The sequence below is a fragment of the Geodermatophilus normandii genome (genome assembly GCF_003182485.1).
Taxonomy (GTDB): Bacteria; Actinomycetota; Actinomycetes; order Mycobacteriales; family Geodermatophilaceae; genus Geodermatophilus; species Geodermatophilus normandii.
In genome coordinates, this window is sequence record NZ_QGTX01000001.1 from 3,929,285 (window position 1) to 3,944,154 (window position 14,870).

Annotated in this window: 17 protein-coding genes; 5 read left to right on the forward strand and 12 right to left on the reverse strand. The window is 77.3% G+C overall.

The features are described 5' to 3' along the window. The first annotated feature begins 102 nt into the window (after positions 1-102). Positions 103-738 carry a TIGR03085 family metal-binding protein gene (locus tag JD79_RS18970; RefSeq protein WP_110006776.1) on the forward strand — a complete coding sequence of 212 codons (636 nt, stop codon included), beginning with the start codon at positions 103-105 and terminating at the stop codon, positions 736-738. Here the strand turns inward: JD79_RS18970 and hisF are convergent. The 3 genes from hisF to priA are packed head-to-tail and all read right to left on the reverse strand — an operon-like array spanning position 731 to position 2,639. Further along, complete coding sequence (gene hisF / locus JD79_RS18975; RefSeq protein ID WP_110006777.1) at positions 731-1,525, reverse strand: imidazole glycerol phosphate synthase subunit HisF; 795 nt, start codon at positions 1,523-1,525, stop codon at positions 731-733. The two genes, JD79_RS18970 and hisF, sit on opposite strands and share 8 nt — an antisense overlap. Beyond that, positions 1,522-1,908, reverse strand: a complete 387-nt coding sequence (locus JD79_RS18980; protein WP_110006778.1) for a RidA family protein — start codon at positions 1,906-1,908, stop codon at positions 1,522-1,524. Before JD79_RS18980 ends, hisF begins: the two co-directional genes overlap by 4 nt. Beyond that, positions 1,905-2,639 carry a bifunctional 1-(5-phosphoribosyl)-5-((5-phosphoribosylamino)methylideneamino)imidazole-4-carboxamide isomerase/phosphoribosylanthranilate isomerase PriA gene (priA, locus tag JD79_RS18985; protein ID WP_110006779.1) on the reverse strand — a complete coding sequence of 245 codons (735 nt, stop codon included), beginning with the start codon at positions 2,637-2,639 and terminating at the stop codon, positions 1,905-1,907. Before priA ends, JD79_RS18980 begins: the two co-directional genes overlap by 4 nt. A 58-nt stretch (positions 2,640-2,697) precedes the next feature. Here priA and JD79_RS18990 point away from each other — a divergent pair, with 58 nt between their 5' ends. Together JD79_RS18990 and JD79_RS18995 are read left to right on the forward strand one after the other, a co-directional pair. Continuing rightward, complete coding sequence (locus JD79_RS18990) at positions 2,698-3,309, forward strand: nitroreductase family protein (RefSeq protein WP_110006780.1); 612 nt, start codon at positions 2,698-2,700, stop codon at positions 3,307-3,309. Between the two features lie 27 nt (positions 3,310-3,336). Beyond that, positions 3,337-4,095 carry an SDR family NAD(P)-dependent oxidoreductase gene (locus tag JD79_RS18995; RefSeq protein WP_110006781.1) on the forward strand — a complete coding sequence of 253 codons (759 nt, stop codon included), beginning with the start codon at positions 3,337-3,339 and terminating at the stop codon, positions 4,093-4,095. A gap of 5 nt (positions 4,096-4,100) precedes the next feature. On the opposite strand, the gene JD79_RS19000 is transcribed toward JD79_RS18995, so the two are convergent. Then, the gene (locus JD79_RS19000) at positions 4,101-4,502 is read right to left on the reverse strand and encodes a VOC family protein (RefSeq protein WP_110006782.1); all 402 of its coding nucleotides are present in this window, start codon (positions 4,500-4,502) and stop codon (positions 4,101-4,103) included. Between the two features lie 107 nt (positions 4,503-4,609). Between JD79_RS19000 and JD79_RS19005 the strand changes: the two genes are divergently transcribed. Next, entirely contained in the window at positions 4,610-5,569 is a 960-nt protein-coding gene (locus tag JD79_RS19005) for a helix-turn-helix transcriptional regulator (protein ID WP_110006783.1), read from the forward strand. A 286-nt stretch (positions 5,570-5,855) separates the two neighbouring features. On the opposite strand, the gene JD79_RS19015 is transcribed toward JD79_RS19005, so the two are convergent. The 3 genes from JD79_RS19015 to JD79_RS19020 form a co-directional block, all read right to left on the reverse strand. Continuing rightward, entirely contained in the window at positions 5,856-7,328 is a 1,473-nt protein-coding gene (locus JD79_RS19015) for an HNH endonuclease signature motif containing protein (protein ID WP_110006785.1), read from the reverse strand. A 79-nt stretch (positions 7,329-7,407) separates the two neighbouring features. Further along, positions 7,408-7,563 (reverse strand): hypothetical protein, encoded by a 156-nt coding sequence (locus tag JD79_RS23165; RefSeq protein ID WP_211308057.1) that lies wholly within the window; start codon positions 7,561-7,563, stop codon positions 7,408-7,410. Continuing rightward, positions 7,509-9,383: a M28 family peptidase gene (locus JD79_RS19020; RefSeq protein WP_211308058.1), complete on the reverse strand. Its 1,875-nt coding sequence runs from the start codon at positions 9,381-9,383 to the stop codon at positions 7,509-7,511. Before JD79_RS19020 ends, JD79_RS23165 begins: the two co-directional genes overlap by 55 nt. 399 nt (positions 9,384-9,782) lie before the next feature. On the opposite strand from JD79_RS19020, the gene JD79_RS19025 reads away from it, so the two are divergent. Then, entirely contained in the window at positions 9,783-10,817 is a 1,035-nt protein-coding gene (locus JD79_RS19025) for a molybdopterin-dependent oxidoreductase (protein ID WP_110006786.1), read from the forward strand. 1 nt (position 10,818) lies between these two features. On the opposite strand, the gene hisH is transcribed toward JD79_RS19025, so the two are convergent. From hisH to hisD, 5 genes are all read right to left on the reverse strand, one after another. Further along, on the reverse strand, positions 10,819-11,454 hold the full coding sequence (hisH, locus tag JD79_RS19030; protein ID WP_110007876.1) for an imidazole glycerol phosphate synthase subunit HisH: 636 nt from the start codon (positions 11,452-11,454) through the stop codon (positions 10,819-10,821). A 170-nt stretch (positions 11,455-11,624) separates the two neighbouring features. Further along, positions 11,625-11,801, reverse strand: coding sequence for a hypothetical protein (locus JD79_RS22790; protein WP_170149270.1), 177 nt, complete (start codon positions 11,799-11,801; stop codon positions 11,625-11,627). Between the two features lie 4 nt (positions 11,802-11,805). Then, entirely contained in the window at positions 11,806-12,402 is a 597-nt protein-coding gene (hisB, locus tag JD79_RS19035; protein WP_110006787.1) for an imidazoleglycerol-phosphate dehydratase HisB, read from the reverse strand. Positions 12,403-12,406: 4 nt separating this feature from the next. Continuing rightward, positions 12,407-13,543: a histidinol-phosphate transaminase gene (locus JD79_RS19040; protein WP_110006788.1), complete on the reverse strand. Its 1,137-nt coding sequence runs from the start codon at positions 13,541-13,543 to the stop codon at positions 12,407-12,409. Beyond that, positions 13,540-14,844: a histidinol dehydrogenase gene (hisD, locus tag JD79_RS19045; RefSeq protein WP_110006789.1), complete on the reverse strand. Its 1,305-nt coding sequence runs from the start codon at positions 14,842-14,844 to the stop codon at positions 13,540-13,542. Before hisD ends, JD79_RS19040 begins: the two co-directional genes overlap by 4 nt. Positions 14,845-14,870 lie beyond the last annotated feature (26 nt).

A 14,870-nucleotide genomic window follows, 5' to 3' on the forward strand; every position in this document is an offset into this window, starting at 1 on the left:
TCGCGACGGCGGGGGCGTCCGCACGTCCTACGTCAGGCTAACCACCTGCCGGACGACCGGCCCCGGGGTTTCCGGGGCGGGCACGATCGGTAACCCGCGGCGGTGACCGATGCTTCCCGCCCGCTCGCCGCCCGCGAGCGCGCGGCCCTCGCCGACCTGCTCGACGACCTCGGACCGGACGCGCCGACGTGCTGCGAGGGGTGGAGCACGGCGCACATGGCCGCGCACCTGGTGACCCGCGACCGCCGTCCCGACGCGATGCCGGGCTACGCGCTGGAGCGCACGCCGGTCGGCGCGGCGCTGCACGCGCACGCGGAGCGGCTCGAGGACCGGCTGCGGACCACGACGCCGTATCCGGAGCTGGTGTCGCGCGTGCGCACGGGCCCGCCGGGATGGCTGCCGGGTGGCTGGCCGCTGGCGCAGCTGGTGGACGGGCCGGAGTTCGCCATCCACCACGAGGACGTGCGGCGCGCGCAGCCGGGTTGGGAGCCGCGCGCCCTGCCGCTGCCCGACGCCGACCGGCTGTGGAGCGCCGCGCAGCTGTTCGCGCGCACGGCGGCGCCGCGGTACCCCGGCGGCCTGGTGCTGCAGCGCAGCGACGTCCCCGGGCCCGGCAGGCGGATCCGCGCGGGCTCCGACGTCACGACCGTCGAGGGCGAGCCGCTGGAGGTCCTGCTGTGGGCGACCGGCCGCGACGTCGCCCGCGTCGCCGTCCGGGGCGGGGCGCCCGCTAGCTGAGGGGGGTGTCCCGCTCCGCCCGCACCGGGGCGCCGGCCCGTGCCAGCGCCTGCTTGACGTCGCCGATCCGCAGCGTGCCGAAGTGGAAGACGCTGGCGGCGAGCACCGCGTCCGCGCCGGCCTCGACCGCGGGCGGGAAGTGCTCCACCGCGCCGGCTCCCCCGCTGGCGATGACCGGCACGCTCACCTCCCGGCGCACCGCGCGGATGAGCTCGGTGTCGAAGCCGGCGCGGGTGCCGTCGGCGTCCATCGAGTTGAGCAGCACCTCCCCCACCCCGAGCTGTGCGGCCTGCACCACCCACTCGACGGCGTCGCGGCCGGTGCCGCGGCGCCCGCCGTGCGTGGTGATCTCGAAGCCGGAGTCGGTGACGGCGCCGTCCCGGCACCGCCGGGCGTCGAGGGAGAGCACGAGCACCTGGTTGCCGAAGCGGTCGGCGATCTCGCTGATCAGCTCGGGCCGGGCGACGGCGGCGGTGTTGACCGCGACCTTGTCGGCGCCGGCGCGCAGCAGCCGGTCGACGTCGTCGGGGCTGCGCACGCCGCCGCCGACGGTGAGCGGGATGAAGACGCTCTCGGCGGTGCGCCGGACGACGTCGTAGGTGGTCTCGCGGTCGCCGGAGCTGGCGGTGATGTCGAGGAAGGTCAGCTCGTCGGCGCCCTCGGCGTCGTAGACGCGGGCCATCTCCACCGGGTCGCCGGCGTCGCGCAGGTCGACGAAGTTGACGCCCTTGACCACCCGGCCGGCGTCGACGTCGAGGCACGGGATCACGCGGACGGCGAGGCTCACGGGACCCGCACCGCGTCGGCCTCGACCTCGACGAGCATGTCGGGGTGCAGCAGCGAGGCCACGCCGATCATCGCGGTGGCGGGCCGGACGGCGCCGAAGACCTCGCCGTGCACGCGGCCCACCTCCTCCCAGCGGGACGTGTCGGTGACGTACATCCGGGTGCGGACGACGTCGGTCGGGCTGAACCCGGCGGAGGTGAGCGCGTCGACCAGCACGCCGAAGGCGACGCGGGCCTGCGCGGTCACGTCCCCGGGGTGCACGACGGCGCCGTCGACGGTGGCGGTGCAGCCGCTGACCCACGCCTGCTGCCCGGCGACGACGACCCGGCTGTAGCCGACGACGTCCTCCCACGGCCCGCCGGAGCCGATGCGCCGCACCGTCACGACGACGCCTCGCGGGTCACCTGCAGGGCCTCCGGCAGCGTGAAGGCCCCGGCGTAGAGGGCCTTGCCGACGATGGCCCCCTCGACGCCGACGGCGGCCAGCCCGGCCAGCGCGCGGATGTCGTCGAGCGAGCTGACCCCGCCGGAGGCGACGACGGGCTTCGGGGTGGCGGCGCAGACCTCGCGGAGCAGGTCGAGGTTCGGGCCGCGCAGGGTGCCGTCCTTGGTGATGTCGGTGACGACGTAGCGGGCGCAGCCCTCGGCGTCGAGGCGGGCGAGGGTCTCGTAGAGCTCGCCGCCCTCGCGGGTCCACCCGCGCGCGGCCAGCCGGGTGCCGCGGACGTCGAGGCCGACGGCGATGCGGTCGCCGTGCTCGGCGATGGCGCGGGCGCACCACTCGGGCGACTCCAGCGCGGCGGTGCCCAGGTTCACCCGGCGGCAGCCGGTGGCCAGCGCGGCGGCCAGCGACTCGTCGTCGCGGATGCCGCCGGAGAGCTCCACGTCGACGTCGAGCTCGCCGACCACGCGGGCCAGCAGCTCGTGGTTGCTGCCGCGTCCGAAGGCGGCGTCGAGGTCGACCAGGTGCACCCACTCGGCGCCGTCGCGCTGCCACTGCAGCGCGGCGTCGAGGGGGTCGCCGTAGGAGGTCTCGCTGCCGGCCTCCCCCTGGACGAGACGGACGGCCTGGCCGTCGGCGACGTCGACGGCGGGGAGCAGCTGGAGGGTCGGCACGGCGACCAGCGTAGGGACCGGCCGCCGTGCCCCGAGGCACCCGGGGCAGGCTGCGGGCGTGGAGTTCGCCGACGTCGTCCGCAGGCGCCGCATGGTGCGCGACTACGACCCCGACCGGCCCGTGCCCGCGGAGGTGCGCGAGCGGCTGCTCGCCCACGCGATCCGGGCGCCGTCGGCCGGGTTCACCCAGGGGTGGGCCTTCCTGGTCCTGGAGTCGGCGGAGGAGCGGGACCTGTTCTGGTCGGTGACGGCCGGTCCCGGGGCCCCGGACGCCTGGCTGACCCGCATGCGCCGCGCCCCGCTGCTCGTCGTCCCGCTCTCGTCGAAGGACGCCTACCTCGACCGCTACGCCGAGCCGGACAAGGGCTGGACCGACCGCGACCCCGCCGCCGTCGCTGCCCGCTGGCCGGTGCCCTACTGGGACGTCGACGCCGGGATGGCCGCGCTGATGATGCTGCTGACCGCCGTCGACGAGGGGCTGGGCGCCTGCCTGTTCGGGATCCCGGGCGAGCGGGTGGACGCCTTCCGGGCCGCGTTCGGGATCCCGCCGTCGCACCGGCCGGTCGGCGTCGTGTCCGTGGGCTACCCGGGCGACGGCGACCGGCGCTCCCCGTCGCTGAAGCGGGGGCGGCGGGGCGTGGACGAGGTCGTGCACCGGGGCCGGTGGTGAGCGGGCCGCCTGGTTGACTGCCCGCCCGTGACCGACACCTCGCGCGCCGTCCTCGTCACCGGTGGGTCCCGCGGCATCGGCCGGGCCATCGCCCGCGCCTTCGCCGGGCGTGGCGACCGGGTGGCCGTCCACTGGGGCACCTCCCGGGAGCGCGCCGAGGACGTCCTCGCCGGGCTGCCCGGGTCCGGCCACGCGCTCGTGCAGGCCGACATGGCCGACGCCGCGTCGGTCGGCGCGATGGTCGACGCCGCCGCCGAGGCGCTCGGCGGGCTCGACGTGCTGGTCAACAACGCCGGCGTCTTCGTGGCGTCCCCGCCGCTGACGTCGTCGTACGAGGAGTGGCAGGCCGTCTGGGCGCAGACCCTGGCGGTGAACCTGCTCGGCGCGGCCAACGCCACCTTCCGCGCCGTGCCGCACCTGCGGGCCGCCGGGGGTGGCGCGGTGGTGAACGTGTCGAGCCGCGGCGCCTTCCGGGGCGAGCCGCAGAACCCGGCCTACGGCGCCTCGAAGGCCGGGATGAACGCGTTCGCGCAGTCGATGGCCCTCGCGCTCGCGCCGCTGGGCATCTCGGTGACCTGCGTGGCGCCGGGCTTCGTGCAGACCGAGATGGCGCGCGAGGTGCTCGACGGGCCCGGCGGGGACGCGGTGCGCGCGCAGTCCCCGCTGGGCCGCGTCGCCCGGCCCGAGGAGGTCGCCTCGGCGGTGGTGTGGCTGGCCTCGCCGGAGGCGCGGTTCTCCACCGGGACGATCGTCGACGTGAACGGGGCCTCCTACCTGCGCAGCTGAGCGGGTCAGCCGCGGTGCGCGGCCGCCCAGTGCGGGTTGGTCATGAGGCCGAGCAGGTTGCCGAACGGGTCGGCCACCACGGCGGTGGCCCAGCCCTCGCCGCGCACGGTGGGCGGCTGCACGACGGCGGCGCCCGCGGACTCCATCCGCGCGACCGCGGCGGGCAGGTCGTCGACGTGCCAGTGGACGACGACGCCGGCCGGCTGCCCGGCGGTCCAGGTGGCGTAGCGGACGTCCATGACGCCGAGCTCGTCCTCGTCGTCGCCGATGCGGAACTCGACGTAGGCCGGCGGGCCCTCCAGGGGCCGGGTGAAGTAGGGCTCGGCGTCGAGCACGCCGGCGTACCAGCGGACCGCGGCGGGGACGTCGGCGGCGAGCAGGGTCACGGTGGCGAGGCCTCGGAGCACGGGAGGGTCCTTCCGTCGGGCGGTCCGCCGGCTGCGATCCGCTCGAGGACGACCCTGCCGGTCGAAGTGCTCACCTCCTGAGCACTTTGCGGGGCATCCTCTCCCGCGTGCGCGCCGACCGGCTGGTGGCCCTCCTCCTGCTGCTGCAGACGCGCGGCCGGGTCACGGCCGCCGAGGCGGCCGGTGAGCTGGAGGTCTCCGTGGCCACGGCCCGGCGGGACCTCGAGGCACTGGCGGCGGCGGGCGTGCCCGTCTACCCGCAGGCCGGGCGGGGCGGCGGCTGGCAGCTCGTGGGCGGTGCGCGCACCGACCTGACCGGGCTGTCCGCGCCGGAGGCCCGGGCGCTGTTCCTGCTGCTGGGCCCGGCGTCGTCGGCCGGCCCGGACGCCCGCGGCGCCCTGCGCAAGCTGCTGCGGGCGCTGCCGGGGACCTTCCGCGCGGACGCCGCGGCCGCGGCCGAGGCCGTCGTCGTCGACCCGGCGGGCTGGGGCGAGCGGGCGCGCGAGCGGCCGGAGGTGGCCCTGCTGCTCGACGCCGTCGTCGCCCGGCGGGTGGTGGAGTTCGACTACGCCGGCCGGGGTGGTGCGCCGGGCCGGCGGCGCGCGGAGCCGTGGGGGCTCGTGGACAAGGACGGCACCTGGTACCTGGTCGCCGGGACGCAGGCCGGGCGGCGCACGTTCCGCCTGGACCGGATGGGTGCGCCCGCGGTGACCGGGGAGGTGTTCGAGCGGCCCGCCGACCTCGACCTGCCCGGGGTGTGGGACGAGGTGGTCGGCGCGGTGGAGCGCTCCCGGTCGCTCGTGGCGGCGACCGTGCTGGCGCCCGGGCGGCTGGTGCCGGTGCTGCTCGACCGGTTCGGCCGGCACTGCACGGTCGAGGACGCGGCCGTGCACGGGCCGGACGCCGACGGGCACGTGCGGCTGCGGGTGGCCGCGCACACGGCGCGGTCGGTCGCCGAGCAGCTGGCCGGCTTCGGCGGTGTACTGCAGGTGCTGGGCCCGCCCGCCGTCCGCGCCGAGCTGGCGGCCCTCGGCGCCGAGCTGGTCGAGCGCCACGGCGGTGCATGAGAGCGCCCTCATCGCGCTCTCACCGCCGCGTCACCGGCGGTCCCCAGGGTGGGCCGGTGGACACCTCGCTGCTGCCCCCGACCGCCGTGCCGCCGTCGTGGCCGCCGTCCCTGCGGGTGCTGCTGGGAGAGCCGGCGGCGGGCTCGACGCGCTGCCCGCGGTGGGCACCGCCCGGCGCGGCGCGACCGACCCGGTCCCGCGGGTCCGGGCGCACGCGACCGTCTCCGTGACCCCCGGGTGAGACGCGGATGAGAGCACTCTCATCCGACCGGCTCGGCGAGCGCCGTCAGAACGGCGGTGGGTGCGTCCCCCCGGCCGCGGACGGTGGTGCGCCTGCCCGGACCGGCGGCGCGTCGACCACGCGCGGCGGATCGGTGACCCGGGTGACGCCCGAGGGCGTGGTCACCTCCAGCCGGCCGCCGGGCAGCATCCGGAAGCGCCAGCCGCGGGCGTGCGTCTTGAGCCGGTGGTGCCGGCGGCACAGGCAGCACAGGTTGTCGCAGGTCGTGGCCCCGCGCGGCCAGGGGACGCAGTGGTCGAGGTCGGTGCGGCCCACCCGGCGCGTGCACTGCGGATGCCGGCACCGGCGGTCGCGGATGGCGGTGAACCGCCGCTGTCCCGTGCGCGGCCGGTAGTGCGGGGTGCCGGGAGGGCGCCGCAGACCCGCCTCGCGGGCCCCCCGCTCGACGGCCCGCCGGGTCCCCACGGCCACCAGGTCCCCGGCCCCGTCGTGGACGGCGAACTCGAGGCTGCCGCCCTCCGGACGCCGCAGGCCCAGCGCGCCGGCCTCCGCCAGGAGCGCGCGGCACTGCGCCCCGCTCACGGGGTGGCCGTCGACCTCCGCCGGCCCGTCCCCGCCCCGCAGCGTGGACAGCTGCGCGTGGACGACGAGCGAGACGCCCACCGCGGGGCGCCGCTCCCAGGGCCGCAGCACGAGGTCGCGGAGGACCGCGGTGCGCAGCTGACCGATCGGCCGCGCGTCGCCGGCGGCGCGCAGCTGGCGCGCCCAGCCGTCGATGGCCGTGCCACACGCAGCGGCCTCGGGCAGCGGCAGGTCGGCCATCAGCCGGCCCATCCCGTCCTCCGTCGCCCACCAGCGGACGTCGGCGGCGGAACGGGCCCGCTGGTGGCGCCGCTCGCGCGCCTCGGGGTCGAGCCGGTCGATGCGCCGACGGAGGGCGTCCCGCAGCCCACCCGGTGTCCGGCCTCCCGCCCGGGGCAGCACGTCGGTCTCCACGCGCGCGGCGAGGTCGGCGTCGAGCGGCTCGAGCAGGTCGACGACGGCGTCGGCGTGCGCCTCGTCGATCTCGCCGCGGCGCAGCGCCTCCAGCGTGGCGAGGAACCGGGTGGTCAGCGCCAGCGACGTCCGGATCAGCCGCCCGGCCCGGCGTTCCCCGTAGGGGTGGACGAGGGCCAGCTCGCACGGCAGCCACTCGCTGACGTCCATGACCTCGGGGACGGCCGGGCCCGGCTCGGCGGGGCGCTGCGCGGCCAGCAGCCCGACCAGCTCGGCGCGGTCGGCGGCCAGCGCGGCGGCGCGGCGCTCGCCCAGCTGCAGCAGCCGGACGATCCACCGGTCGGGCAGCGCCGCCCGCTCGGGACTGCCCGGCGGGCAGGCGGCGGCGATGAACTCGTCGGTGGACGGCAGGTCGTCGAGCGCCGCGACCAGCTCCTCCCGGGACACCGGCGTGCCGTCGTCGGCGAAGCAGCCGAGGGACCGGACGACCCCGTCGGCGGACACCTCCGCACACTCGAACACGTGTACGAGAGTAGCGGTTCCGGTCGGGTACGGCGCGGTGGATCCCCAGGTCAGCAGCCGGTCCACAGCTTCCCGGGGCCTAGCCGAGGTCGGTCGTCGCGCCCACGACCACGAGGCCGGAGCCGGGGCTGCCGGCCGAGTCGACCCCGGGTGGGCGCGGCTCGTAGCCGGGCAGCCGGGTCAGCCCGTCGCTGCCGTCGACCACCCGCAGGGCCAGCGGCCCGTCCCCGTCCACGGTGAACGTCGCCTCGACGCCCCGGGCGGCGGCGCGTGGAAGGTCACCGCGAGCCGGTCCTCCCCCAGCGCGTCGGCGGGGACGTCGCGCGCCTGCAGCCGGGCCGCGCTGACCGTGCCCCCGGGAGCGGTCAGGCCGAGCACGACCAGCCGGACGTCGCGCTGGGGGGTGACCCGCACGGTGACCGTGCGCTGCCCGCCGGAGGACCGGTCGTCGAGCACCTCGACCGCCGACGCCGGCAGGGCGGCGACCTCCGCGGGCCCGGCCGCCACCGCCCGCCCGCCCAGGTGGGGGTAGTCGTGCGGCAGCGTCCGCGGCGTGCCGACGTAGCGCGCGGTGTACTCCCCCGGCTGCTCCTCCGTGCTGGCCCACCACGCCTCGCCGGTGTCGGCCTCCAGCGCGTACACCAGCTGGCTGGGCACCGGGTGCTGCTGGTCGAAGCGGTCCACGGCCAGCCCGACCGCCGTCAGCAGGACGGCCAGGACCACGGCGGCACCCGGCACCGCGAGCGCCCGCAGCAGCGCCGGCCCGGCCGGGAAGAGCCCCTCCAGCGCCGGCAGCAGGGCCAGCGCGAGCAGCGTCGCGACCACCGCCGGGGCGGCACCGCCGGCCAGCCCGAGCGCCGGGAACAACAGCGCCACGGCGGGCGCCAGGACGACGACCGCGACCGCCCCCGCTGCCAGCGCACCGAGCAGGTGCACCGGCCGGGGCAGCAGCCCCGCCAGCACACCCGCGAGCGCCGGGAGCGCGGCCAGGTAGGACCCGCCGGGCGCGAGCGCGGCGAGGACGACCGCGAGGGCGGCGAGCAGCACCAGCGCCCCGGTCCGCAGCGCGGCCGCGCCCAGGCGGCGGCGCAGCAGCGCGTACCAGGCCAACACCACGACGGCGACCAGCGCGACCGCCGCCAGCCGGAACCAGCCCGGCCGCCACGGGTCGGTCATCGAGGCGTACGCGGGACGGACGAGCACCAGCACCCGCCACAGCCCGACGACCGCCAGCGGCGCGAGCGCCAGCGGCACCAGCGCGGCGACCGTCCCGAGCAGCGTCCGCGGCAGCGACGACCCGCGGCGCCGGTCCACCACCGCCAGGACAACGACGCCGAGCACCGCGGCCCCGGCCAGCGGCCACACCAGCGACCCGGGGTAGCGGACGAGCCCGGTCGGCAGCGGGAAGTACGTGGCGTCGCCGTCGCCGGGCCGGGCGAGGTCGGTGAGGTCGGCGTCGCCCAGCTCCCGGGCGAGCGCCAGCGTGTTGTCGCCGAGCGCCTGCAGGGTCCCCCGGTCCAGCCGCGAGGGCGTGTCCTGCGGGGTGTGGTACGCCGCTCTGCCGTCGATGAAGGCGGTGTCCAGGCCGGTGAAGCCGTCGGCGAGCAGGACGCTGAGGTCGGTGTCGTCGGACAGCCTCCGGTAGACCTCGACGGCGAAGCTGGTCGCCACCGGGTGCGGCACGGCGGCGGCGTAGCGCTCGGCCAGCCCGGCGTTGCCGAGCGACGTCTCGGAGGTGATCGGCGGGCCGGTGGTGCCGCGGGCCCCGAGGTTGAGCACCACGCCGCCCTCACCGGCGAGCGGGTGGCTCTCCGTGAACGCCTCCGCGCCGCACAGGCACGCCTCCTCGGCGTCGGTGAGCAGCACCACGACGTCGTTGCGCAGCGGCTCGCCCGCGGTCAGCGCCCGCACCGTCTCCAGGAGCGTCGCCACGCCGGCGGCGTCGCCACTGGCACCCGGCCCGGTCTCCACCGAGTCCGAGTGCGCCACGAGGAACAGCCGCCCGGTGCTGTCGGTGCCCGGCAGCACCGCGACGACGTTGCGCACCCGCGCCATCTCCGCCTCCCCGGCCCGGACGGCCGGGTGCCGACGGCGTTCTGCACGCGGGTGTCGAGCCCCAGCCCGCCGAGCGTGGCGACCAGGCCGTCGACGACGCGGTCGTGCGCCGGGCTGCCCGTCACGTGCACCTCCCCGGCGATCTCCTCGACGTGCGCGAACGCCCGGCCGGCGCTGAACGACGCCGCGGGCGCGTCCGCCGCGACGGGCGCCGGAGGGCCCAGCGCCAGCACGCTCCACGCCGTCAGCCCGGCCAGCAGGACCAGGACGGCCAGCGACCCGAGCAGCCGCCCGCGGCTCTCGGGCGCGGGGGCGGGCGGGCGCGACGCGGGCAACGGGTCCTCCTCGACCGGGGGGCGGGCCGCGTCACCCTAGGGGCGCGGGGAGGACACTCCGGGGATGCCGGCCGGTGCGCTCCCCCGTCGCGCCGGGCGGCGGACCGACCTCGGCCTGCTCGCGCTCCTGCTCGTCGCGGGGGCGTCGGGAGTGCTCGCCTTCGGCGTCGGGACGCCGCTGCCCTCCCGCGCGGTAACCGCCGTCCACGGTGCCGCCGGCCTCGGGCTGCTGCTGCTCGTCCCGTGGAAGGCCGTGGTCGTCCGGCGCTCGTGGGCGCGGACCCGCGGCCGGCGCGACCCGACCGCCGCGTGGGCCCTCGTGGTCCTGGTCGCGCTGACCGTCGTCACCGGGGTGCTGCACACCGTCGCCGGCACGACGGTGGCCGGGGTGGGCGTGCTGCAGGTGCACGTGGCCGCCGCCGTCGGCACGGCCGCCCTGGTGGTGGTGCACGCCGTCGGCAGCCGGCAGCGTCCGCGGCGCAGCGACGCCTCGCGCCGCGCCCTGCTGCAGACCGGCGGGCTCGCCGTCGGAGCGGCCGCGTTGTGGGGTGCCACCGAGGGCGGCCTGCGGCTCACCGGGGCGCCGGGCGCGCGGCGGCGCGGCACCGGCTCGCACGAGCGCGGCAGCGGCGACCCCGACGCCATGCCGGTCACCCAGTGGTTCACCGACGCGGTGCCCGCGGACGGCGACGGCGCCGTCGACCTCGTCGCCGGCGGGCGCACCACGCGGCTGCGGCGGCGGGACCTCGACCGCGGCGACACCGTCGAGGCCGTCCTCGACTGCACCGGCGGCTGGTTCGCCGTCCAGGAGTGGCGCGGCGTGCGCCTCGACCGGCTGCTGGCCGGCCTCGACCTGCCCGACGGCGGCAGCGTCGACGTCGTCAGCGTCACCGGCTACCGGCGGCGGCTGCCGCTGGCCGACGCGGGCTGGCTGCTGCTGGCCACGCACTGCGCCGGCCGGCCGCTGTCGGCCGGGCACGGGGCGCCGGTGCGGCTGGTCGCGCCCGGCCGCCGCGGTTACTGGTGGGTGAAGTGGGTGCGCCGGGTGGAGGTCGTCGACGCGCCGTGGTGGCTGCAGCCGCCCGTCCCCCTCCAGTAGCTCAGAGGGTCGCGAGCCAGTTGGTGAGCAGCTGGGCGCCGGCGTCGCCGCTCTTCTCCGGGTGGAACTGTGTCGCCGACAGCGCGCCGTTCTCCACCCCGGCGACGAACCGGTCGCCGTGCTCGGCCCAGGTCACCTTCGGCGCGGCCAGCGGGCCGGGGCGGCCGTCCTGGCCGAGCGGGAAGTCGCGGACGCCGTAGGAGTGCACGAAGTAGAAGCGCTCGTCGGCCAGGCCGTCGAACAGCACCGTGTCCTGCGGCGCGGTGACGGTGTTCCAGCCCATGTGCGGGAGCACCGGTGCCTCCAGCTGCTCGACCGTGCCGGGCCACTCGCCGCACCCCTCGGCGTCGTGGCCGTGCTCGACCCCGCGCTCGAAGAGCACCTGCATGCCCACGCAGATGCCGAGCACCGGGCGTCCGCCGGCCAGGCGGCGGCCGATCGTGCGCGGGCCGTCGACGGCGCGCAGCTCCTGCATGCAGTGCGCGAAGGCGCCGACGCCGGGGACGACGAGCCCGTCGGCGTCGAGCGCGGCCTGCCGGTCGGCGGTGACGGTCACGTCGGCGCCCACCCGGGTCAGCGCCCGCTCGGCGGAGCGCAGGTTGCCCGACCCGTAGTCGAGGACGACCACCTTCTTCACGGCTGCCACGGTACGTCGCAAGCACCGGGGACCCGCCGGGGATTCCCGCTCGGTCCTCCGGCAGTCGCGGAACGGCGCGGGCGGCGCGGTGCCGAGGCGGTCGGCGCACCGGAGGTGCACGGCCACCGTCGGGTCGGCGAGGACCAGCCGGAGGAGCTCGTCCTCCGGCATCAGACGACGCGCAGCACGCCCGACGCGGTCGCCAGCAGCGCCGCCACCAGCAGGACCACCGCGAACAGCACCTGGGGGCCGGTGCGGCCCTCGGTGTCGTGGTCGGCCCGCCAGATGCTCCACGCCCCGCCGAGCAGGAACCCGCCCAGGACCATCAGACCGACGCCGAACTCCATGCGGTTACAGCGCGCCCTTGGTGGAGGGGACGTCGGCCACCCGCGGGTCGATCGCGACGGCCGTGCGCAGCGCCCGCGCGAGCGCCTTGAACTGGCCCTCGACGATGTGGTGGGCGTCGCGGCCGGCGTACAGCACCCGCACGTGCAGCGTGATCCGCGCGTTGAAGGCGAAGGACTCGAGGACGTGCTTGGTCAGCGACGTCGGGTAGTCCGGCCCGATCATCGGCGTCATCGTCTCGGGCTCGGCGTGCACGAAGTACGGCCGGCCCGACAGGTCGACGGCGGCCTGCACCAGCACCTCGTCCATGGGGATCGTGGCGTCGCCGTAGCGGGTGATGCCCCGCTTGTCCCCGAGCGCCTCGGCGAAGGCCTGGCCCAGCGCGATCGCGACGTCCTCGACGGTGTGGTGCGCGTCGATGTGCAGGTCGCCGTCGGCCTGCACGGTGAGGTCGATGCCGCTGTGCCTGGACAGCGCGGTGAGCATGTGGTCGTAGAAGCCGACGCCGGTGCTGATCGAGCTCTTCCCGGTGCCGTCGAGGTCCAGCTCGACGACCAGCTTGGTCTCGCTGGTGGCCCGCTCGACGCGTGCAGTACGGCTCATGGGGTCAGTCTCCCAGGCGGTGGTCGGGGGCGACCTCACCCAGCGCGGTGAGGAAGGCGTCGGTCTCCGCGGGCGTGCCGGCGGTGACCCGCAGCCAGCCGGGGATGCCGACGTCGCGGACGAGGACGTCGTGCTCCAGCAGCGCCCGCCACGCGGCGGAGGCGTCGGCGAACCGGCCGAACAGGACGAAGTTGGCGTCGCTGGGCACGCTGGTCAGCCCCAGCGCGGGCAGCGCGGCGACGATGCGGTCGCGCTGCTCCTTGACGGCGTCCACGGTGGCCAGCAGCGCGTCGGTGTGCGCGAGCGCGGCTCGGGCGGCGGCCTGGGTCAGCGACGACAGGTGGTAGGGCAGCCGGACCAGCTGCAGCGCGTCGACGACGGCCGGGTCGGCGGCCAGGTAGCCCAGCCGCAGGCCCGCCATCCCGAACGCCTTGCTCATCGTGCGGCTGACCAGCAGCCGCGGCCGCCCCGGCAGCAGGGTCAGCGCCGACGGCGTCCCGGTGCGCGCGAACTCCGCGTAGGCCTCGTCGACGACGAGCACGCCGGCGCGCCCGTGGCCGTAGGACGTGGCGTCGTAGAGCTCGGTGATCGTCTGCAGCGCGACGGCGGTGCCGGTGGGGTTGTTCGGGCTGGTCACGAAGACGACGTCGGGACGCAGCTCGCGCACCTGCGCGACCGCGGCGGCGGGGTCGATGGTGAAGTCCGCGCGCCGGTGCCCGTCGGCCCACGCCGTCCCGGTGCCGGCGGAGATGATCGGGTGCATCGAGTACGACGGCGTGAAGCCCAGCGCCGTCCGCCCGGCCCCGCCGAAGGCCTGCAGGACCTGCTGCAGGACCTCGTTGGACCCGTTGGCCGCCCACACCTGCGCCGGCTCGACGTGCTCGCCGCCGCGGCTGAGGTAGGCGGCGAGGTCGCTGCGCAGCGCGACGGCGTCGCGGTCGGGATAGCGGTTGAGCTCCAGCGCGGCGTGTCCCAGCGCCTCGCCCAGGCTGGCGAGCAGCTCGGCCGGCAGGGGGTGCGGGTTCTCGTTGGTGTTGAGGCGGTGGGTGACCTGCAGCTGCGGGGCGCCGTAGGGCGTGCGGCCGCGCAGCTCCGGCCGCAGCGGGAGCGCCTCCAGCCCCGTCGTCGGAGTGGGTGTCACCGCTGCTGCCGGAGCCGGACGGCGGCCGCGTGCGCGGGGAGGTCCTCGGCGGAGGCCAGCGCGTCGACGTGCCCGGCCACCTCGGCGAGGGCCCGCTCGTCGTACTCGACGACGTGGATGCCGCGCAGGAACGTCTGCACCGACAGGCCCGACGAGTGCCGCGCGCAGCCGCCGGTGGGCAGCACGTGGTTGGAGCCGGCGATGTAGTCGCCGAGCGACACCGGCGACCAGGCGCCGACGAACACCGCGCCGGCGTTGCGGACCCGCATCGCCACCTCGCGGGCGTCCCGGGTCTGGATCTCCAGGTGCTCGGCGGCGTAGGCGTCGACCACCGCGAGGCCGGCGTCGAGGTCGTCGACCAGCACGATCCCCGACTGGCTGCCGTCGAGCGCGGTGAGGATGCGGTCGGAGTGCTTGGTGGCCGCGACCTGGCCCGGCACGAGGTCGAGGACGGCGTCGGCGAGTGCCTCGCTGGGAGTCACGAGGACCGCGCCGGCCAGGGGGTCGTGCTCGGCCTGGCTGATCAGGTCGGCGGCGACGTGCACCGGGTCGGCGGTGTCGTCGGCGAGGATCGCGACCTCGGTCGGGCCGGCCTCGGAGTCGATGCCGACGAGCCCGCGCAGCAGGCGCTTGGCGGCGGTGACGTAGACGTTGCCCGGGCCGGTGACCAGGTCGACCGGCTCGCAGGAGCCGGCGCCGTAGCCGAAGACGGCGATGGCCTGCGCCCCGCCGACGGCGTGGACCTCGTCGATGCCGAGCAGCGCGCACGCGGCCAGCACGCCGGGGTCGGGCAGCCCGCCGTGGTCGCGCTGCGGCGGGGAGGCGACGGCGATGGAGGTCACGCCGGCGATCTGCGCCGGGACGACGTTCATCACCACGCTCGACAGCAGGGGGGCCAGGCCACCGGGCACGTACAGCCCCACGCGGCGCACCGGCAGCCAGCGCTCGGTGACGGTGCCGCCCGGGACCACCTGCGTGGTGACGTCGGCGCGGGCCTGGTCGGCGTGCACCCGGCGCACCCGGGCGATCGACTCCTCCAGGGCGGCGCGCACGGCCGGGTCGAGGCCGTCGAGCGCCGCGCGCAGGGCCTGCGGCGGGACGGTGAAGTCCTCGGCGTCGACGCCGTCGAGGCGGGCGGTGATCTCGCGGACCGCCTGGGCGCCGCGGAGGCGCACGTCCTCGCACAGCGGGCGGACGGTGGCCAGGACCGAGTCGATGTCGGTGGCGGCGCGCGGTAGCAGGCCGGCCAGGTCACGGACCCCCGGCAGCGCGGAACCGCGCAGGTCGATGCGGGCGAGCACGGGGGGCCTCCGGGGTACGGGCGAGG